Raw genomic sequence first — 20555 nt, 5'->3', positions numbered from 1 at the left:
CCGAATCGCTAAGTGTAGCTATCCTTCTAATCGCGATTTGATAAGTCCGATGCTCTATTAAGAAACTGCGTAAATTCGGGCTGAAATAGAAGCTTAACAGTGCCCGTCGGTCCGTTCCGGTGCTTTGTCAAGATGATTTCAGCGATGCCACGATCAGGCGTGTCAGGGTCGTAATACTCTTCGCGATACAGCATCATAATTAAATCTGCGTCCTGTTCGATTGCGCCACTTTCTCTTAGATCAGACATCATCGGGCGTTTGTTAGTTCGTGATTCTACGCTGCGACTGAGCTGAGAGAGCGCGATGATAGGAACGTTGAGTTCTCTAGCAAGTCCTTTGAGCGATCGCGTTATCTTCGACAATTCCTGCACCCGATTATCGCCGGAGCCTTCCATCAGCTGCAAGTAATCGATCAGAATGAGTCCTAATGCGCCACCTTGTTCCGCCTGCAATCGCCGTGCTTTCGATCGAATTTCAGTTACACCCACACCTGGCGTATCGTCGATGAAGATTGGTAGCTCAGAAAGCGTATTGATCGCATGGCCCATGGGTCCCCACTCATGCTGGGCAATCCGCCCGGTTCGCAATCGACCACTCTCAATTTTGGCTTCAGACGAAAGCAATCGATAGATCAACTGCTGCTTTGACATCTCTAAGCTGAAGATCGCAACTGGCTGCTTATGCGTATCGGCAATATTGCGAGCAACGTTGAGTACGAAGCTGGTTTTCCCCATCGCCGGACGAGCCGCAGTAATAATTAAGTCAGAACGTTGGAAGCCCTGAGTCATCGCGTCTAGGTCATAGAACCCGCAGGCCAAGCCGGGTAAGACCATGCCCAGCGATCGCTGCTCGATATCGGTAAACGTATCTGTAAGTATGTCGGATGTTTTGGTGAGTCCTTGGGTAGGGCGCTCTTGAGTAATGCCAAACAGCGTCTGCTCAGACAGATCGAGTACATCTTCTAGGGATGTTTCGGTCTCGTAGCCTAGCTGGATAATTTCTCCACCTGATCGAATGAGCTGGCGGCGAGTGTACTTATCCATTACCAGCTGAGCGTACTGGTCAATATTGGCCGCACTGATAGTGCGATCTACTAGCTGGGCTAATCGACTTTGCCCACCGACTTTTTCTAAAGCACCTTTGTCCTTTAGCCATGAGGCCACGCCCATCATATCTGTAGGCAATCCCCTCGCCTGTAAGTCTAGAGCAGCCTGGTAGATGCTGCGATGAGCACCGATATAGAACGCTTCAGGAGAGAGCAGTTCAGTCACGCGGCCAATCGCTTCGGGATCGATTAAGACACCACCTAAGATAGCTTCTTCAGCCTCAATATTTTGGGGTGGAAGGCGATCGGCGGCAGGCTTGAAGCGGGGTTCGGAAGCAACCATTAGAAGAGTGATAGGAGTGATGAGTGCTGAACGACAAGGTTGAGGGCGGTGCCCTATAGATTGCGCATTATAGGCTGGACTCTGGCAGACAAACGCTTATTTCTATTGAGGGTAGCTAGTCGAAGATAGGACTAGCTGTGTTATCTATCGCTCATACTTCATCCTTAAATATAAAAGGGTAGAGAACAACCACAGCTCTCTACCCTAATAAGTTAACGAATAGTACGTATGTTTGCTAATCGTTTGTAGTGAATGCTTAGTCAGGAGCCACACGTAAGTTGATAGTTGCAGTGACTTCGCTGTGTAGCTTGATATCCACCTTGTACTCACCAAGCTTATTGATATCAGGTAGCGTGATGTCGCGCTTATCGATTTCTTTACCTGCGTTGGCTTGAATAAGGTCAGCGACTTCGGCTGTGGTGACGGTACCAAAGATTGCATCATCTTCACCGACAGCTTTTTTGACGGTGAATAAGCCGATGGTGTTAAGTGCGACTTTGGTGGCTTCGGCTTCTTGCTTAATCGCCTCTAACCGGGCACGTTCACGCTCACGACGAATTTCAACCTGCTTGAGAACGCCAGGGGTTACACGGTACGCTAAGCTGCGTGGGATCAAGTAGTTACGGGCGTAGCCAGGTGCTACTTCTACCAGATCACCTGTGTTGCCTAGTTTGTCGATGTCCTGGCTGAGGACCAGCTGAGTTCTTTTTTTCGCCATTGCCTTTAATATTACTTTCCATCGCAGCGCAGCTTTCTAGTGTAGGCAACTTGGGTCAAAGGTGCAACCATCGAAGATTTCTAACTAGAAACGATCTTTAAGCTTACGGATATGCGCGAAGACGGTGATGGGATCTTGGCTGTTGGCCACTGACTGAAGCTCAGGGCTATTCCAGCGGAGGAAGGGATTGGTGGCTTTTTCAGTGGAGAGTAGTGAGGGAATGGTGGGCTGGTTTTGCTGACGGGCGGTGGTGACAGAGGCCAGGCGCGATCGCAATTCCTCATTCTTTCCTTCAACGGTAATCGCAAACTTCAGATTACTCAGCGTGTATTCGTGGCCGCACCAGACATGGGTGGTGTCTGGCAGGTTACGCAGCTTGGCTAAAGAAGTTGCCATCTGAGTAGGCGTTCCTTCAAATAGCCGTCCACAGCCACCTGCGAACAGCGTGTCCCCACAGAACAGGTCACCGGGTTCATTAGCCTTGATGGGTAGAAAGTAGTAAGCGATGTGTCCTCGGGTGTGACCTGGAACGAAGATGACTCGGCCAGTGCGATCAGCAAAAGAGACGCGATCGCCCTCGCCTAGAAAATGCCTTTGCCCGGGAATGCGCCCCTGATCTTGCGCGCCACCATATACTTCGGCCTTTGGAAAGCGGTCTAACAGCTCACGATTGCCGCCCACGTGATCGTTGTGGTGATGCGTATTGAAGATAGTGATTAAGGTTGCGCCGAGTTCGTCTAGCTTTTGCAGGACTGGAGGGGCATCGGCTGGATCGACGACAGCAGCGGTGTTATCAGCTGGATTATGCAGAACGAAGATGTAGTTATCTGAGCGGGCGGGTAGGCGATAGATTTTCATCTTGAGTAGTGCATCAACATGGAGACGTGAGGTTGATTCTAGTTGAATTGCGCTGATTTTTTTATCTTGCCTAGGTGCAAATATTTTGCCATGGTACATCTCACGCCAATCAAGCTACTTGCCTGGACCTAACCCCTGAGCGTGACCTACCCGATAGCTGCAATTGCCTCGTGGATAATGAGCTGCAGCTACTGATGATGAAATAAGTGACGTCGTCTAGAGAGCTAAATTTGCGTAGCGTAAGACCAAAAAAGCGCTTGATAAAACGTTTGCAATAGCGTCTTACCAAGCGCTTCTATACCTAGGCCATACTCAAGCCATATTGGAGCAGCCTATAGTCCAGCACTGCAATGTGCGGCACCCTGATCTACACAGTCGTAAAGTCGGCACTGGTCAACGCGGTTGCTGATAAACCATTCAAAGTAGCCAGCACTTCTTCACCGAAGCGAATTCCGTCCGTCGCTAACGTTAGTTGATCGAAGCTCAAATCATCGGCTAGGCCAATCAGATCTTGACCCGCATCGAAGTCCATGATCAGGTCAGTGCCTTCGCCCGCTGCTAGGACGAAGGTATCTGCGCCACTGCTGCTGTTGTCATCGCCAAAGATCTGATCATTGCCGGGACCACCGTAGAGCAGATCGTCGCCTGCATCGCCGTAGAGGATATCGTCGCCCTCCTCGCCAAAGAGCTGGTCATTGCCGCCTTTTCCGCCAATGCGATCATTACCTGTGCCGCCAAAGAGGATATCGTCGCCGCCAACCGTGCCGCCAGCGCTACGGCTGTTGTTGTCGCCGCGCAGCACGTCGTCGCCATCATTACCCTCGATGATGTCGTTTCCGAGTCCACCAGCGATCAGGTCGTTGCCGCCTAGCCCAGTCAATGTTTCATTGACCTTGGTGCCAACTAGCTCATCATCATCACCAGTGCCACGTAGCCGAGTTACCGCTACCTCTTCAGGCGCTATGCCAAACAGGGTTTGGTACATCAAGCGATACATATCGGTGTTGTCTGCTGTGGCTGGCAAGTCTTCTGCGTTAAGACCGTACGCCTTGGAGACAATGCCGCCATTAACATCCGTGAGGCTAGCCCAGGCAACCCCAAAGTCGAAGATATCACCGTCTGCGTCGGGAGCACCTGTCACGAATGGCTCGAAGTTACCGTTGTTGCTGCCGTCCATGTCGTCGAGCTGAACCAGGGTACCGTCTGCGCCAGCGCCAAAGGCCTGGGTTTCGGCCTGTGTTCGAATAGTGAAGTCAGATTCTGGTTCAGTGAGTCCGAAGGTGCCTGCGCCGATGGGGGTGTCGTCAACTTCTAGACCGCCTGCGTCGGAGTCGGCTGCCGTTAGTACTAGTGTGTTAGGGTCAACGTTATCGACAAAGTCAAGGGCATGACCAATAGCTTCGTCCGCTCGTAGCGCCGCTTCGATGGTCCCTGCCGCGTTGTTGTTATTGCCAAAGTTGTCCGTGGCTTCCTCTTCTAGTACCAGCATGAACCCATCAGGGTCGCTGTCTAGAATGGGTAGTGCCACCTCCGTCATCTCGGCCACAGTAGGCGGATTAGGATTAAGAGGAGGCTGACCGTAGAAGATCAAATCATCGTCTTCGTCAACGAGACCTTGAGCCCGCAGGTTATCTTCGAAGGTGTCGTTGTAAGTGTCTTCTGCTGCGAAGATCCCTAGCAAACGGTCAGTCGCATCGGTGTCGACTGCCATTAGCTCTTCGCGGTTATACACAATTGTGTAGCCCGCTGCTTCGGCTTCTTCAATTAGGTTGCGACCGTCTTTACGCGTGCCCTCTTCGCCAAAGCGACCGACCGAGCCGATAGGTAGGTAGTCAGTTTCGCCTGCACCTAGGATGACTTCGGCGCGCGAGTCGAGAATCTCGGCGGTAATTTCTTCGGTTGCTCCCCGGTTGTCCGCATCAGCAAGAAAGACGCCAGTTCCGGGCTCAGCAATAAAGCCAGAGTTGATGATGCCAACGGCCTTACCCGCAGCCTGAGCTTCTTGCATGATGGTATCGGGCACGCCAGAGAGCGAGACAATTTCTTCGCCGCCTTCTTCGACTGGCGCGTCAAAGCCGTAGCTGCCTGAAAATGGCTTCACACCGTAGGCATGAACAACCGCGCCCGCGTTGGACGTTGCCACCAAACGATCATCAATATGACCTAAGTAAACGCCCGCTTCACTCATTTGGTCCCAGTTGAGGCGACCGTCTGTACCTACCGAGGCAAACCGAGCAGCAGCGTAGTGAGAGGGGCTTGTGCCGTCTGGATGGACAAAGATGACATTGCCAGTATCAGCAGTTGGATCAGGCGCCTGACGGCCATTGAGATCATCAGGTATGCCCTCAGGTGCATCCAGGCTGACATCGAACAGGCTCTCATACATCAGGCGATAGATCGCCGTGTTGTCTAGCGTTGCGGGTAGACGCTCTGCGCCTTCACCGTATGCTTTGGAGACGATACTACCAGCAAAGTCAGGTAGACCTGCCCAGAGAACACCGTACTCAAAGACGTCGCCATTAGCATCCGGCTGAGCAACAAAAGGAGTTGTATCGCTGCCAGTCGTACCGTCGTAGGGAATTTCGTTACCCAATGACTCACCATCTTCGTCTAGTCTGGCTTGAGCAAAGGTTGTTCCAACGGTTTCACCAGAAACGTCGTCAATCTCTAGGCTACCGCCAGCGCTGTCAGCCGCTGTCACAACAAACGTATTAGCACTGACGTTCTCGATAAAGTTTTGGGCGACGCCGAGGGCCTCATCGGAACGCAGCGTGGCGTCGATGGTGCCACGGGCGTTGTTGTTGTTCCCGAAGTTGTCGGTGCCTTCTTCTTCGAGGACGATCATGAAGCCTGCGTCTTCTGCGGTGAAAGCGTCTAGCTTCAGCGTGGCGTCCAACATCTCTGCCACTGTAGGCGGATTGGGATTGACAGACGGCTGACCGTAGGTGATGAGTTCGCCAGCTTCGTCAACTAAACCAGCTTCAACTAGCGCACCTTCGGGTACGTCGTTGTAGGTATCCTCTGCGGCGAAGATGCCTAGCACTTTCTCGGTATTCGAAGGCAAACTTTCTAGCTGTTCACGGTTGTAGACTACGGTGTAGCCCATTGCTTCAGCTTCTTCGATCAGGTTACGCCCATCTTCTCGGGTGCCTTCTTCACCAAAAACACCAGTGGTGCCCACAGGCAAGTAGTCGATTTCGCCTGCACCCATAATGACGCTAACGCCGGACTCGACAATTTGGGCAGTGATGCCAGCGCGATCGCTGCGACTCTCAGCATCTGCCAAGAACACACCGGTGCCAGGCTCAGCAATGAAACCAGAGTTGATGACCGCAGTGGGACGCCCGGCTGCGATCGCCTCCTCTAGAATGGTTGCATCTTCAGCGGAGCCTTCTACGTTCTTCCCCTGCAAAGCTGCTAGAGACTTATACGCTTCGCCATTCTCATCAAAGCCGTAGCTAGGCGCAACCGCTTTTATCCCGTAGGCATGTACAACCGCGCCCGCATTAGAGGTGGCAACAATCGCGTCGTCCAGATGACCGAGATAGACGCCCGCTTTGGGAGCCTCGTCCCAGTTCAGCCGTCCGTCAGGACCGACCGACTCAAGCCTGGCAGCTGCGTAGTGAGAAGGATCGGCACCATCTGGATGGATAAAGATTACATTACTAGGCATGAGGGGGGCAATCTCCTAAATCAATTTACTTTTAGAAGAAACCAACAGCTTTGAAAGTAGGCCTGAACATCTCAGGACAGACAGGATGTCTGCTCTCATACCGCTGCATACGACAAACTAGCGCTCTCGCGATATACAGCCGCTACACATACAAAAATTGCCAATGTAGTCAGATCGCTACACGGCTTCTCCGGCAATATTTTGATGTTCCGGTGAACTTTCAAGCGTTTGGTTTCAAACTCTTCAAGTAAACCTTCGCGAAGAATTTTAATCGAGAGATTAAGGACGTAATAAATCTGTGTTAACCATTCAAATAGAACACATATCAACCCTTACAACATGCTTTTTACTAGCGGGTTAAGAAATCACTAAAAACCTGTTAAATGAACCCTCCTGACAGATAAAAAAAGCGCTCAGCAACCTGGGTTCAATACCGCTTGGCTGAGCACTTTTGTACGCGTTTACGTTCTATTTAGCAACCTGTGCTTACACCGTTGTAAAGTTGACTTCGCTCAGAGTTGTTGCCTCTACTCCTATTAAAGTAGCGAGTTAGAGGGGCGAGCATTTCTTCACTAAAGAGACTCTCGTTGGCTGGTAGCGTTAGCTCCACCGAAGCCTGGAATACACGCTAGCCTGATCAGATCGATGCCAACCTCGAAGTCCATGGTCAGGTCAGTGTCTGCACCAGTAGATAGGACGAAATAGTTGTTAAAAGGATATGTTGATACATGTGAAAGGATTTGTCGATATGTTTTGGCTGACTAACTCGAAATAGAAATTCTATTCACTAAAGATGTCTAGCTGCTCTTCAGAGTTTGTCGCTGAGGCTTGTTGAAGTGGAACTGAAGGGAGATATGCGTCGATTTCACTCGTTCGATCTTCTGTTGTTTTGATCGCTGTTCCGTTAGTGTCCTCAACAAAATTAGTGTTCTCAGCAAAAGAAGACTCAGCTTTTGGGGATCTCGCTTGTTGTAGTGGTCTTTCGGAGATTTCTACTGACGGATTGCTATCTTTCTGTTCTCTAAGACCTACCGCAATCTTACTATGTTGTTCTATCTGACTCATCACCTGCCTAGCGCGGCTAATAACAGTGGCCGGCAATCCCGCTAGTCGCCCAGCTTCTATCCCATAGGACTTGTCCGCCCCACCAGGGCGAACTTGATGCAAAAAGACGATCTTATCAGGCATCTCTTTGACGGTGACCTGATAGTTCTCAACATTGGAGAGAATAGAGGCAAGTTCGTTAAGTTCGTGGTAGTGGGTGGCAAAGATAGTACGAGCGCCGATGTCACTAGCAAGATATTCGGCCACGGCCCAAGCGATCGAAAGACCGTCGAACGTGGCGGTACCTCGGCCAATTTCGTCTAGTAAGACCAGAGACTGAGCGGTAGCATGATTGAGGATATTAGCCGTTTCGTTCATCTCTACCATGAAGGTCGATTGGCCTGTCGCTAGATCGTCTACAGCACCAACGCGGGTGAAGATGCGATCGCACACACCTAACATCGACGATTTCGCTGGAACAAAACTACCTATTTGAGCCATGAGTTGAATCAGCCCAACCTGACGCAAATAACAGCTTTTCCCGCTAGCGTTTGGTCCGGTTAAGATAATCAAATCCGGGGTGACATTCGTCGGCGCGTTTTCTACGCTACCAAGGCCTGTGTCATTCGGAACAAAGAAACCAGCGGGTAGAGATTGTTCGACGACCGGATGGCGACCATCCTCGATAAAAACAGGCCGACCCTTGACTATCTCGGGCCGACAATACCCTTGATAAACCGCAACTTCGGCAAGCGCTGCTAAAACATCCACCGCAGAAACAGCAGCGGCTACTTGACGAATCAGGCTAACGTGCCCAGCGACTTGATCGCGCAAGCTAATAAACAGGTCGTACTCTAGCTGGCGAATTTGTTCATTCAGGTTGTTTAATCTTGCTTCGCAGTCTTTGAGTTCAGTGGTGATATAGCGCTCTTCGTTCGTGAGCGTTTGTTTGCGAGTGTAGTTTGTCGGGGCTAGATCTGCCTTGCTTCGAGAAATGCTGATGTAGTAGCCAAAGGCTTTGGTGTAGCCGACCTTGAGGTTTGATATGCCCGTGCGAGTACGTTCTGTCGTTTCTAGGTTAGCAATCCACTGTTGATCTGTTGTAATTTGTTGGCGAAGCTGATCGAGCTGTGGGTTTACGCCATCGCGAATTAGATTACCTTCAGTCAGATAGAGTGGTGGGGTTTCGACTAAATGCGATCGCAATAGCGATCCTAATTCTTCTAGTTCTGGCGGCACAAACTGCAGCTTTACGAGATAGGGAGAAGTCGCATGCGACATCAGCCCAGCGAGATCTGGCAGCTTGGCAAAAGAATCTGCCATCGCTACTAGGTCACGACCGTTGGCTGTCCCTGAACCAGCTCGGCCAGCTAGCCTTTCAAGGTCATAAATTTGCTTTAGTAACTGCTGCAGCTGCTGTCGCAAGCTGCCCTGATTCACCAGCTCTTCAATAGTATCTTGCCTAGCCTTGATCCCTTCGACGTTCAGTAGCGGCTGCAATAGCCAGCGCCTGAGTGCCCGGCCACCCATAGCCGTAACGGTTCTATCAAGTGCCCACAGCAAAGAGCCGTGGTAAGTGCCATCTCGGCAAGTGTGAGTAATTTCTAAGTTGCGTTGAGTCTGATGGTCGATGATTAGATATTCGCTTAGAGCGTAGGCTTTGAGCATTTGCAGCGGAGCCAAGCTAGTCTTTTGCGTATCTTCTAAATATTCGAGCAGGCCACCAGCCGCGCGAGTAGCCAATGGCAGGTGAGCGCAGCCCACGCCCTCTAATGATCGCAGCTTCAAACTCTCTAGTAGCCGCTGCTGAGCTTCTGCCTTGGTAAATGGCGTTTGCGAGCGCAGGGTATAGCAAAATTGAGTAGGCAGGCACTTAGGGAGCTGGTTCGACTGCTCACCAGGGCGCAGCAGCCCACCGAGATCGGGCGCGTTACTGGGGACTAAGACTTCTGCGGGCTGTAGCCGCATCAACTCTTGAGCTAGCTGGTCAAGATCCGTCGCCTGCGTCGTGAGAAATTCACCCGTAGAAACATCCGCGTAGGCTAGTCCCCAGTGCTCACCAGCGATGACAACAGCGGCTAGGAAATTATTTTGCCGAGCGGTGAGCATGCCTTCTTCAATCACGGTGCCCGGCGTGATCACTCGGGTGACTTCGCGTTTGACGAGCCCTTGAGCCTGAGCGGGATCTTCTACTTGATCGCAAATGGCGATCGCATATCCTTTTGACACTAGCTGCACACAATAGCGCTCAAGGGCATGATGCGGGATTCCAGAGAGCGGCACTCTCCCGATCGCTTTGCCAGCGTCTTTACTCGTTAGCACTAGCTCTAGTTCACGCGCAATCGTGATGGCATCTTGGAAAAACGTTTCGTAAAAATCCCCCACTCGGTACATCAGCAGTGCGTACGGATGCTGATCTTTTATCTGCGCATAGTGCCGCATCATCGGCGTCATATCTTCCCGATTAACGTCGCGGTAGTCGGCATAGCGAACCGTATGCTTAGCCAATCGTTCGGGAATACCGAGGCTATTAGAGTGATGGTTAACTGTATGGTTGGCCTGATCTGAAGACTGAGTAGGTTTGGACTGGGCAGGTTTGTTCGCGGCTTTTGAAGCAGTCATAGAAGCTGGCTAGAACTAGGCAACAGAAGGACTTAGCAGTAGTAGCAAAGGTGTCCTTCATTTTAAGCGTTTCTGCTGAGATCACCTTGAATTACTTTTCTCGCTCCGTAGAATACGGTGCTTGCCCACGTTGGTAAGTACAAAGTAGATCAGGTGAGATAAGATTGCTCTCCCGAAAGCCCTCATTGCTCTCCGATTAGAAGATAATAAGTTAGTTGCAGCGATCGCCTCTCTAGGTAAGTACCCCTCTAGGTAAGTAACCAATGTCCACTTCTGCAAATACTTTCTCTAACGGTCTTGATAGCCGTTCTCAAGCTGCTTTTGAGATCGAGCTCGCCCCGCTAATTGACCATACGCTGCTAGGGCCTGCTGCGACGACAGAGCATATCCTTAAACTTTGCGACGAAGCCGATCGCTACAGATTCGCCTCGGTCTGTGTCTATCCGGTTCATGTACCCACAGCCGTTGAAAGGTTGTATGACCAACAAGTCAAAGTCTGTACGGTCATCGGCTTTCCTAGCGGGGCTACCACCTCAAAAGTCAAGCTGTACGAAGCTCAAGAGGCGGTTGAGAATGGAGCAAACGAGCTAGATGTGGTCATCAACCTAGGTTGGCTAAAGATGGGGGAGGCCAACCGAGTGCACCAAGAAATAGCCACCATTGTCGAGCTGTGCGATCGCCCCGTAAAGGCTATTTTAGAAACGGCTATTTTGACCAGAGAAGAAAAACAGCTAGCTGCTGAAATCTGCCTGGATGCTGGCGTTGACTTCTTGAAGACGAGCACTGGCTGGCAGGGTGGCGCGACTGTAGAAGATGTGAAGTTACTTCGGCAGATTGGTGGCGATCGCATTGGTATCAAAGCTTCGGGTGGCATTCGGACTTTTGATGATGCGATCGCACTGGTTCAGGCTGGAGCAACTCGGCTGGGGACCTCTCGTGGCGTTGAGATCATTAAGCTACAAGCCGAGGCTGCTAGCTAATGGCTCAGCGAAACTATAAGGCAACGGGCATCAACCTCAAAGGGATGCCGATGGGCGAAGCCGATCGGCTAGTGACCGTACTGACCAAAGAGTATGGGTTAGTCCGTGCGATCGCACCGGGTGCGCGTAAGCACAAATCGAAACTCGCTGGGCGATCGGGTCTGTTTGTCGTCAACGAAGTGCTTTTTGTCAAAGGCAAGTCCCTTGATAAACTCGTTCAAGCTGAAACCGTCCGTTCTTTTCCGGGCCTGAGCAAGGATCTTGCCAAACTCACAGCCAGTCAATATCTCGCTGAGATAGCTCTAGCTTTGGCCCTTAGCGAGCAGCCGCAAGCCGAGCTTTACTACCTCTTGATAGAGCACTTGGGCCGAATCGAGAGTGCCCCTACTGCCCATGTCTTAGCTTGCCTCGCCCAAGCCACCTTTCATCTACTCGCCTTGGCAGGGGTTGCCCCAGAGGTGCATCGGTGCTGTCTGTCGCGATCGCCCTTAGCAATCGATCTTAGCAATCCAGACTGGCGCGTTGCCTTTAGCGTTTGCTCTGGAGGTGCCGTCGCTCTCGAAGAAGTCGAGCGGCTAGAAAACGAATACCTGCAGGAGGTTAAGCAGCAGATAGATAGCCAAAAAGATGACTGGATTGCTGCAGAAGAAACTGCCGAATATTCTATTTCGTCTTCATATCCTCGCGCTTCTAAGCCTTCAAACACTGACGCCCCAGCTTCGAAGCGCACCTTAACCATGTCATCTCGGCTTAGAAGGCAGATCACCAAAGACATTAGCAACCGCCTTGGCATCGTCGCCCATCTCACCGCTGCCGAACTGGCACTCATGCAGCAGCTCAGCAAGTCCGAGCTAGTCCTTTCGCGTCTGGGTTCAACATCCGATCTACACTTTGAACCGATGTCAGGCACAATGAAAGAAGGCATACTTACCTCTAGTCGCAAACCGACCAACAGCACGCTACAGGCTGCTGGCCCCCATCGGATGTGGCGACATATAGAGCAGGCCCTGCGCCAGTACGCCCAGTATCAGCTTGATCGCCCTATCCGATCGGCTGCGCTCATCGACACCTGCTTTACACCACCTACTCATGCTGCGCGAGCCTGACTCCGACATCGACGACATCAATAGCGAATCCATTAGCCACAGCAGTAATAGAGCTCATCTCGACCAGCAGAACAAAGCGTCATCCGCACAGTTAGATGCCGAGGGCAAAAAGCTTCAAGACACTCAGGTATCTGGGTCAGCAGGGCTATGGCCGGTCTTTCGTAATCGCAACTTCTTGACCCTATGGAGCGGGCAGGTATTCTCGCAGATGGCTGATAAGGTCTATCTTGTCTTGATGATTGCGATTATTTCTGACGCATTCAAATCACCCGATCAGACGATTAGTGGCTGGGTATCAGCCATCATGATCGCCTTCACTATCCCAGCGGTTCTCTTTGGTTCGCTAGCGGGCGTATATGTGGATCGTTGGAAAAAAAAGCCCGTCTTGGTGATGACCAATCTGCTACGCGGTCTGCTAGTCGCCATCTTGCCAGCATTACTTTGGGTCACAACGGGCTGGGCGATAGCTGGATTGCCAGTCGGCTTCTACATCTTGCTGCTAGATACTTTCCTGATTTCTACCCTGACTCAGTTTTTCGCGCCAGCAGAGCAGGCGGCGATCCCTTTGATTGTTGAAGAAAGCAATCTATTACCTGCTAATTCGCTATATACCACGACGATGATGGCCTCGGTGATTATCGGATTTGCAGTTGGTGAGCCGGTGCTTGCTTTGGCCGATGCCTGGCTATCGCCTATCGACCATGGAACCGGCGTCGGTAAATCAGTATTAGTTGGTGTCAGCTACGCGGTAGCTGGTGTGCTGCTGCTGCTGATTACGACTAATGAAGTCATCACTGAGCCAACTCAGTCATCGAAGCCTTGGGAGGATATTAAAGACGGGTTGAAGTATCTACAAAAGCAGGTACAGGTACGAAGCGCCCTGATTCAGCTGATCGTGCTGTTTTCGGTGTTTGCAGCCCTAGCCGTTCTCGCCGTACGGCTAGCAGAAGTCATTCCTACGCTGCGGTCATCTCAGTTTGGCTTTCTGCTAGCAGCAGGTGGGGTAGGCTTAGCGGTGGGTGCGATCGCTATCGGTCAGTTCGGGCAGCGGTTTTCTCGGCCTCAGCTCAGCTTGGTCGGCTCGCTGGGAATGGCAACCACCTTGACAGGCCTCTCATTTGCTCCGGCCCAAATCGGACCTAGCTTAGTATTGCTAGTGGGCCTAGGCTTCTTTGGCGCCATGATCGGCATTCCGATGCAGACCACTATCCAAGAAAAGACGCCTGAAGAGATGAGGGGGAAAGTCTTTGGCTTACAGAACAACGTGATTAACATTGCGCTTAGCCTGCCGCTGGCGCTTGCTGGAATTGCAGAGACATTTTTGGGATTACGAGCCGTATTTGGGCTGCTCGCTATGATGGTCGCCGTCGGCGGATTTTTTACCTGGTCTCTGGTCAGAGGAGCAGCTGAAGAAACCGCTTAATGCGTTTGATTCTATGCATTAGGCCATATCGGTGTGACAAACTGATCCCATAATAGTCATAGGCTCTACACAATATGCATATACTGCTAGTAGCTGATAAGTGAAACCACTTACGCTATAGAACGGTTCAAGAAGCGCTTTAAAGAACTCAATGCATATTGCGTGGCTCGGTAAAAAATCTCCTTTTTGCGGCAATGTTACCTATGGCAAAGAGATTACGAATGCCTTACTCGATAGAGGCCACCGAGTTACGTTCTTACATTTTGCTCAGCCGGACGATACCACAGAAGACTCTATCAGCTATGAAGAGGTCTCGCTGCCTTTCATTTTTAAGTCACAGATTCTAACGATTCCAGCGCTAGGATCAGCCAAACTGCTGACCGAGACGCTGCAGAAGCTACAGCCTGATATCGTGCATGCATCGCTGATTCTATCGCCGCTAGACCTAAAGCTGCCGGAGATCTGTCAGGAGCTAGGCATTCCACTGGTAGCCACTTTCCATCCCGCCTTTGATAGCAAGCGCCGAAACCTATCTTCTAGCACGCAGCATCTGGCCTATCAAGTCTATGCACCGCGTCTAGCCAATTACGATAAGGTGATTGTTTTTTCTCAGGTTCAGCAAGCACTGCTAGTAAAGCTAGGCGTCCCAGCGGAGCGAGTAGCGGTCATTCCAAATGGAGTAGACATCTCTCGATATGCACCAGGAAGATCAAGCATCAAGCAACGGTTCGGGGCCCGGCAGCTCTACGTCTATCAGGGCAGGCTATCCATGGAGAAGAATGTAGAGTCGCTGCTAAAAGGATGGCGAGCGGCGAATATGCATCAGCACGATAAGCTGGTGATTGTCGGTAGCGGACCATTAGAGGCCTCACTTAGGGCTTTCTATTCAGACAAGAGTATCGTGTGGTTAGGCTTTGTGGCGAATGAGGACTACCGGATCAAGATTTTGCAGGGAGCGGACGGATTTATTTTGCCCTCACTAGTAGAAGGGTTATCGCTGTCACTGTTAGAAGCCATGGCTTGCGGAACTGCCTGTGTAGCTACTGATGCTGGCGCGGATGGAGAAGTCCTAGACCAGGGCGCGGGTGTGATTTTGAACACGCAGAAAGTATCTAGCCAGCTGCAGACACTGTTTCCCTTATTTAGAGAGCACCCCGATATTACTGCGTTGCTGGGAAAAAAGGCGCGATCGCGCGTTCTTGAGCGCTATACGCTTAGCCGCAATATCACCTTGCTAGAGCAGCTATACAGTACCTTGAGCGCTTCCGCCAAACCCCGTTACTCCCTCAGCAAAGGCGCTTAATATAAACCTAGTGACTGTGCTTCGAGCTATCTTGATAGCAATAGATAGTTTTTACTAGATAGTCTCTACTGGTTTCAACGACTTCGACTGTGACCATCTTCATGTCCCTTAAACCAACACGTTAGCAAACACAGCACTCTTTACAAGTTCTATGCTCGCGGATCCCTCTTTTACAGCTACGGGCCCAGCCCACCTGCATTCGAATGACAGTCTAGCGATCGCCTTCTGCCCACTTGATCTAGCTCAGGCCTATGCGCTAGCGGACGATGGAGCCAATGGTGCGATCGCGCTTTTTAGCGGCATGGTCCGTAACCAAACCGACGGTCAGCCCGTCATTGCTCTCGAATACCAAGCCTACGAACCGATGGCCATCGTGGTATTCCAACAAATCGCCGCCCAAATTCGTCAGCAGTGGCCCGACATCACCCGTATTGTCATCCATCACCGCACCGGCAAGCTGACAGTAGGTGAGATTAGTGTCCTAGTAGCTATCGGTAGCCCGCACCGAGCCGAAGCCTTTGCCGCGTGTCAATATGCTATTGACACGCTGAAGCACAATGCGCCGATCTGGAAGAAAGAACATTGGCAGGACGGATCTACTAGCTGGGTGAGTATTGCAGCTTGTGAAGTCGACCAGCATGAAGCAGCTAGCGTTCCGTAGCCTGAGATTTGTAGGCTAATATCTGAAGATAAGATCCGTAGTTTAGAACACCTTTTCCATTTGCCTTAGCATATACCGTTGAGCGTATCTCGCAGTAGAAGGCTGTATGGACAGGCGGTATCGACCTATATCAATGCGTGGGCATACTCAAAGGGAAGGCTGCGCCTACGTGCGATTGTCTTGGTAGGCGTTCCCTAGCGCCGTACGACGACGCGGGTTCGCACCGCTGTCTTGGTAGGCGTTCCCTAGCGCCGTGCGACGACGCGGGTTCCTACCGCTGCTATCGACTTCGCGCCGGATAGCAGGGGCTGTAGCCTCTTGTGAAGTAGTAAGCAAAGTGCGCAAAGCTATAGTGGTGAGTTCGGGTGGATAGGGTTTTTCAGACCGACGCAGAACTAAAAGAAGCCTACGCAGAGCGTCTAAAGCAGGCTGGAAAAGGGGCCTCGGTTGACGTACCAATTGGCGAGCAGGGAGGTACGGTTGATATCCTTACCGAACGTGAAATTATCTTCTGCACGGTTCAGCTAGATAGAAAGAGTGCCCTTCTGACCAAGTCCAAGCTCGATTTTATCAGCCGCTTTTCACCTAGCTGGCAACAGGTTGTGGTTGTTCAAAATGTCGTTGATCCGACAGCGGTTGGTTTGCTCACCGAAGCAGGCATCCAACTTATCATTCTCCCTACAAATCTTTCAGAAAGTGCTTCGCAAGCGCCTAAAGCGCCTACAGACCAGCTACGACCACCGCTAAATCAAGAGACCTTTGATCGAGAGTCTATCTATGCCTATCCAGCCCTTGATAGCGTTGAAGGCGCAGATGGATTTCGCATAGTCCTGCTTGTGATTGGAGCCGTTATCGTGGTCGGTGTTCTTGGCGTTGTTGTTTCTTTGGTGCGCTCACAAGAACAACCCTCGCCGGACTCATCTTCAGTTTCCCTGCTCTATAGCAATCACCGAACGCATTCAGCCAATCATCTTGATAAGCGTTCCCAAGCGCCCTACGACGACGCAGGATCCTACCGTTGCTAAAGTGGCGAACGCTATAGCTAGCAACGGTCAATTCGTGGTAGATAGTAGCGTACCGTTACGGTGAGCAGTTGGCTGAGCTTCTTTGAGTTTGCGCTGGCGATCCTCAATAACTGCGCCGAGCTGCTGCGCAAAAAGAGGCGTTTGGTTCAGCATTTTTTGAACGGCTTCGATTTCTAGGATCAAAACTTCCAAATCTTTAGTGGCAGTAATCGTCATCGGCGACGGTTCGTTAGCTAAGACAGCAGAATAGCCGAAGAAGTCACCTCTAGTCAGTTCGGCGATGGTGTATTTTTTGCCTTTGGCGTCTTGGCAAAAAGCGATCGCTTCCCCTGCTAATACAAAATGCAGCTTCACTTCCTGCTGATGTTGAACAATCGGCGACTCACCCTTACCAAAATGACGAAAGCTGGCTTGGGCAGCGATGGCTTCTAAGACGCTATCTTCTACTATGGCTAAACTTGGCAAGGATTTCATATAGTATGCCAACCGTTGTAGCGTCTCACCTTCCGTTACCTTTGGCACATGATGATGATACACATCGCGAATTGGGAACGGAATCGATAAACCATTTCGCTGGGCTGCGTACCATATCCGTGTCACGAACTCATCTCTAATAGTGGGTACTAGCGCATAGTTTGCCAGAAACAATCGAACCCGATAGGTGATGGAAAAATCATCGTAGGAAATCGTATGCACAACTGGAGCTGGCTGCTTTAGTACACCGTCTGTGCCTAGTGCTGTTTCTAGCATCACCTGCTTGACCTTATTAGGCGGATCGCTATACGAAAAGCCAATATCGACTGGTTCTATGTGGCGCGGCTGGGGGCCGTTGTAATTACGAATGACAGCCTGAGAGAGAACAGAGTTGGGTACGACTAGCATCTCTAGCTCTCTAGTGACAATATGCACAGAGCGCCAGTTGACCTCGATCACCTTGCCTGTATTGCCGTCTATCTCTAACCAATCTCCAACCTGGAAGGGCCGCTCAAAGAGCAGTGCCATTCCAGAAATGAGATTGCCTAAAGTATCTTGTAGCGCAAAGCCAAGGACGACGCCGCCTAAGCCTAAAGCCGTGATCAAGCCGCCTAGATCTTGACCGAACACTTCACGCAGGACTAGAGCAGCCCCTAGCGCGATCAAAAACACGCGGACTAAGTCACGAAATAGCTTGGGCATCTCCGCTTGCCAAGAGTGCGGCTTTGCTCCCGTGAAGAGCAACACGTTAGCAAACGACAGCGCCGCCGCGATTAGGGCGACCCACGCTAGCGTTTCAATAATTTTGATAACAACCCAGTCACTGCTTAGCTCTAGAACACGCGTTAGCAAAAAAAACAGCGCTGAAAGCGGAAACACGAAGGTCCGCAGCTCTTTAGCTACCTTCACCATGGGATGATTGAGCTTATCTAATTGCAAGACCAGCTCACCGACTAGCAGCATTAGGGTGGGGAAGCCTAGCATTAGGATCAGCCCCCATCGCAGCCAATCATCCGCAAGTGATACATTCATAGCTTTTAGCGCTCTCCAGTTGTTTGAGGTAGTTAGGTTCTCCAGCTTTTGAACAGGGTCTCTATATGTCTCTATATTTTGACTCGAAAGATAGGTAGGTTTTCTCGCGACTCAACATCAAAGGTAGGCTCAAAATCATACAGATCGCTTAAACGGCCAACGACAGCCTTAGTGACATAGATGCTGTTGGGCGCAGCGGCTGACTGTACATGGTGCGCTGTCACTACCGTATCGCCCCAGACGTCGTAAATCAGACGCTGCGTGCCAACTGTTCCGGCCATGACGCCTCCTGTGTGAACGCCTATCCTCATTTTTAGATTGACCTTCCATTCGCGGTTGACTTGAGCGACAATTTGGAGAGACTCGGCTGCAAAGTCGATAATTCGCTTGCTGTGATCTAGCCGCGCTACCGATAGACCACTGACCGCCAAGTACTCGCTGCCAGTTGTCTTAATCTTTTCAACGCCATGACTCTCGGTTGCTTCATCTAGGGCTTTAACGAGATCGTTTAAGACTTCAATTGCTTTTCTGGGCTTTAGTTCTTCTGTTAGGTGCTGAAAATTTAGCACGTTGATAAATACAACCGTGACGCTCTCGGCTTCATCGACAATCAGGTCCTCACCTTTCCTCAGACGCTTTGCTACCGAAGCTGGAAACATATTGAGAAGTAGCGCTTCAGTTTCCTGCGTTTTTTGAGAGACTAACGCGCTAGTTTTACGGTTCTTCTTGACCATGTGGTTGAACGCCTTGGTCAGCTCCCCCAGCTCATCGTCTGCTAGCACGTCGACAAGTACTTCCTGGTGCCCTAGCGCTAGTCGGCGAAAGCCTTCACTTAGCCGGTTGACTGGCTTCAAAAAGGCCCTAGCTAGCCACAGAGAGGCTAACGTAATCAAGAACACTAGCCCAGCTGCCGAGATCAAAACACGCCTTGCAAATATAGAGACAGGTGCAAAGATCTCAGCTTCATCAACTTCTGAGGCGATAACCCAGTCAACGCCTCGAATATCTAGCGGCGCGTAGGCGCTAAGCACAGGTTCACCAAGGTAATTGATCACCGTATCGATGCCAGATTGCCCCTCTTGGGCACTGTCAATCGCCTGGTTGTTAACCTCCTGACTGAGAATAGAGGTTTCTAGCTGCCGGATGCGTTCGATTTGTTCTGTATCTGTTGCGGTGGCTGCGATCGCTGCAAAATACCTATCAGGATCTTCAAGACGCACCCTAGAATCTGAGCGCATCATCGAATCTTCTCCAACTAAGAAAGTCTCACCCGTTTCCCCTAGACCGTCAGCAACCCAGCGTTGGTTGCCTGTCATCACTCGGTTGATTTCGTCTACTGAAAGCTGTATGGCCATCACGCCCACTAGCTCTACTCCATCATAGATAGGCGTTGCCATAAACGCGGCCGGCGCACTATAGGAAGGAATGTAGAACTCAAAATCGACCATAGCTACATAGCCACTATTCTGTCTTTGAGCATCTTTATACACTTCGGCTAGGTTAGAGCTAGCAGCGCCAAAGAGCAGGCTAGTTGCGAAATCGATCTCCTTTTCGACGGAGTAAACAACATTCCCCTGATTATCGATTAAGAACAGATCGTAGTAGCCAAGCTCTTCAACAACTTTCCTGAAGATTGGATGATAGCGTCTATGCGCTTGGCTGTAGTCGGTACTATCGGTCGGTCCTTCAAACTCTTCTTTATCACCAATAGGATTAGGATTTTCGACGATATATTCGAATTGCAGATAGCGAGAAACAATTGTAGAGGGTAAATAGACATCCGAGTCGACAGCGAGCCCTGTTCTCTCGACCAGCGCTGGGACAAATTCGTTTCGATAGAAGTCACGCAGACCATTTGTTCGTCGCACATCGATCGAATCTGATTCATCTAGAACCGAGTCGTATGCCGAGCTGAAAGCCTTCATTGCTTCGATCGTGCTAGGTGTGCTGCCGTAAACTTGGATTTCGCTACGCAGCCTTTGAAAATAGTTCTCTATTTGTCTGGCCTTTGCCGCACGTAGGCTAGTAAGCTGCTTTTCAAAGCTACCGGCTAGCGCTTTTCGACCGCTACGATAGCCTTCATAGGCGATTACGATAATAGACCCGATGCTTACAGCCAGGAGCATCGACATTAGCTTCGATTGAATACTCAAACGGTTGAAACTAGGCACGCGCACCTCTTTCTACAACGCTGTACAAAACAAAACGAAGTCAGCCAAAACGTTAAAATGTTGATTTTGAGTGCAAT

14 protein-coding genes are annotated in these 20555 nt (G+C 50.8%); 6 read left to right on the top strand and 8 right to left on the bottom strand.

Annotation, left to right across the window (positions count from 1 at the left end; all coding sequences use genetic code 11):
- Positions 1–26: 26 nt before the first annotated feature.
- The 5 genes from dnaB to mutS all read right to left on the bottom strand — a co-directional run bounded on the left by dnaB (position 27) and on the right by mutS (position 10303).
- Positions 27–1388: a replicative DNA helicase gene (gene dnaB / locus S7335_RS04540; RefSeq protein WP_006455842.1), complete on the bottom strand. Its 1362-nt coding sequence runs from the start codon at positions 1386–1388 to the stop codon at positions 27–29.
- Between the two features lie 256 nt (positions 1389–1644).
- Positions 1645–2106, bottom strand: a complete 462-nt coding sequence (rplI, locus tag S7335_RS04535; RefSeq protein ID WP_006453892.1) for a 50S ribosomal protein L9 — start codon at positions 2104–2106, stop codon at positions 1645–1647.
- An 84-nt stretch (positions 2107–2190) separates the two neighbouring features.
- The gene (gloB, locus tag S7335_RS04530; protein WP_038017044.1) at positions 2191–2964 is read right to left on the bottom strand and encodes a hydroxyacylglutathione hydrolase; all 774 of its coding nucleotides are present in this window, start codon (positions 2962–2964) and stop codon (positions 2191–2193) included.
- 367 nt (positions 2965–3331) lie between these two features.
- Positions 3332–6637: an alkaline phosphatase gene (locus S7335_RS04525; protein ID WP_006454853.1), complete on the bottom strand. Its 3306-nt coding sequence runs from the start codon at positions 6635–6637 to the stop codon at positions 3332–3334.
- A gap of 780 nt (positions 6638–7417) precedes the next feature.
- Positions 7418–10303, bottom strand: a complete 2886-nt coding sequence (gene mutS, locus S7335_RS04520) for a DNA mismatch repair protein MutS (RefSeq protein ID WP_006457703.1) — start codon at positions 10301–10303, stop codon at positions 7418–7420.
- Positions 10304–10566: 263 nt separating this feature from the next.
- On the opposite strand from mutS, the gene deoC reads away from it, so the two are divergent.
- From deoC to S7335_RS04495, 5 genes are all read left to right on the top strand, one after another.
- On the top strand, positions 10567–11283 hold the full coding sequence (gene deoC, locus S7335_RS04515; RefSeq protein WP_006453582.1) for a deoxyribose-phosphate aldolase: 717 nt from the start codon (positions 10567–10569) through the stop codon (positions 11281–11283).
- On the top strand, positions 11283–12389 hold the full coding sequence (gene recO / locus S7335_RS04510; RefSeq protein ID WP_006453949.1) for a DNA repair protein RecO: 1107 nt from the start codon (positions 11283–11285) through the stop codon (positions 12387–12389). Before deoC ends, recO begins: the two co-directional genes overlap by 1 nt.
- Positions 12373–13812, top strand: a complete 1440-nt coding sequence (locus tag S7335_RS04505) for an MFS transporter (RefSeq protein ID WP_006456201.1) — start codon at positions 12373–12375, stop codon at positions 13810–13812. The genes recO and S7335_RS04505 overlap by 17 nt, the downstream gene beginning before the upstream one ends.
- A 151-nt stretch (positions 13813–13963) precedes the next feature.
- Entirely contained in the window at positions 13964–15115 is a 1152-nt protein-coding gene (locus tag S7335_RS04500) for a glycosyltransferase family 4 protein (RefSeq protein WP_006456942.1), read from the top strand.
- 151 nt (positions 15116–15266) lie between these two features.
- A complete protein-coding gene (locus S7335_RS04495; protein ID WP_006455350.1) occupies positions 15267–15776 on the top strand; it encodes a molybdenum cofactor biosynthesis protein MoaE in 510 nt (169 codons plus the stop codon).
- Between the two features lie 165 nt (positions 15777–15941).
- On the opposite strand, the gene S7335_RS04490 is transcribed toward S7335_RS04495, so the two are convergent.
- Positions 15942–16121: a hypothetical protein gene (locus S7335_RS04490; RefSeq protein ID WP_038015605.1), complete on the bottom strand. Its 180-nt coding sequence runs from the start codon at positions 16119–16121 to the stop codon at positions 15942–15944.
- A gap of 20 nt (positions 16122–16141) precedes the next feature.
- On the opposite strand from S7335_RS04490, the gene S7335_RS04485 reads away from it, so the two are divergent.
- Positions 16142–16801 carry a hypothetical protein gene (locus tag S7335_RS04485; protein WP_006454774.1) on the top strand — a complete coding sequence of 220 codons (660 nt, stop codon included), beginning with the start codon at positions 16142–16144 and terminating at the stop codon, positions 16799–16801.
- 27 nt (positions 16802–16828) lie between these two features.
- Here S7335_RS04485 and S7335_RS04480 read toward each other — a convergent pair whose 3' ends face one another.
- A complete protein-coding gene (locus S7335_RS04480; protein ID WP_006455188.1) occupies positions 16829–18307 on the bottom strand; it encodes a mechanosensitive ion channel family protein in 1479 nt (492 codons plus the stop codon).
- A 71-nt stretch (positions 18308–18378) separates the two neighbouring features.
- Positions 18379–20478, bottom strand: coding sequence for an adenylate/guanylate cyclase domain-containing protein (locus S7335_RS04475; protein WP_006457654.1), 2100 nt, complete (start codon positions 20476–20478; stop codon positions 18379–18381).
- Positions 20479–20555: the final 77 nt, after the last annotated feature.

Source organism: Synechococcus sp. PCC 7335 (genome assembly GCF_000155595.1).
Classification (GTDB): domain Bacteria; phylum Cyanobacteriota; class Cyanobacteriia; order Phormidesmidales; family Phormidesmidaceae; genus Phormidesmis.
The sequence above is the reverse complement of the archived record's forward strand: the minus strand, read 5'-3'. Positions and strand labels throughout refer to the sequence as shown.

Bases quoted from the DNA above. Each gene is read 5' to 3' on its own strand.
- dnaB (WP_006455842.1), bottom strand. From the start codon at position 1,388: ATGGTTGCTTCCGAACCCCGCTTCAAGCCTGCCGCCGATCGCCTTCCA.
- rplI (WP_006453892.1), bottom strand. From the start codon at position 2,106: ATGGCGAAAAAAAGAACTCAGCTGGTCCTCAGCCAGGACATCGACAAA.
- gloB (WP_038017044.1), bottom strand. From the start codon at position 2,964: ATGAAAATCTATCGCCTACCCGCCCGCTCAGATAACTACATCTTCGTT.
- S7335_RS04525 (WP_006454853.1), bottom strand. From the start codon at position 6,637: ATGCCTAGTAATGTAATCTTTATCCATCCAGATGGTGCCGATCCTTCT.
- mutS (WP_006457703.1), bottom strand. From the start codon at position 10,303: ATGACTGCTTCAAAAGCCGCGAACAAACCTGCCCAGTCCAAACCTACT.
- deoC (WP_006453582.1), top strand. From the start codon at position 10,567: ATGTCCACTTCTGCAAATACTTTCTCTAACGGTCTTGATAGCCGTTCT.
- recO (WP_006453949.1), top strand. From the start codon at position 11,283: ATGGCTCAGCGAAACTATAAGGCAACGGGCATCAACCTCAAAGGGATG.
- S7335_RS04505 (WP_006456201.1), top strand. From the start codon at position 12,373: ATGCTGCGCGAGCCTGACTCCGACATCGACGACATCAATAGCGAATCC.
- S7335_RS04500 (WP_006456942.1), top strand. From the start codon at position 13,964: ATGCATATTGCGTGGCTCGGTAAAAAATCTCCTTTTTGCGGCAATGTT.
- S7335_RS04495 (WP_006455350.1), top strand. From the start codon at position 15,267: ATGCTCGCGGATCCCTCTTTTACAGCTACGGGCCCAGCCCACCTGCAT.
- S7335_RS04480 (WP_006455188.1), bottom strand. From the start codon at position 18,307: ATGAATGTATCACTTGCGGATGATTGGCTGCGATGGGGGCTGATCCTA.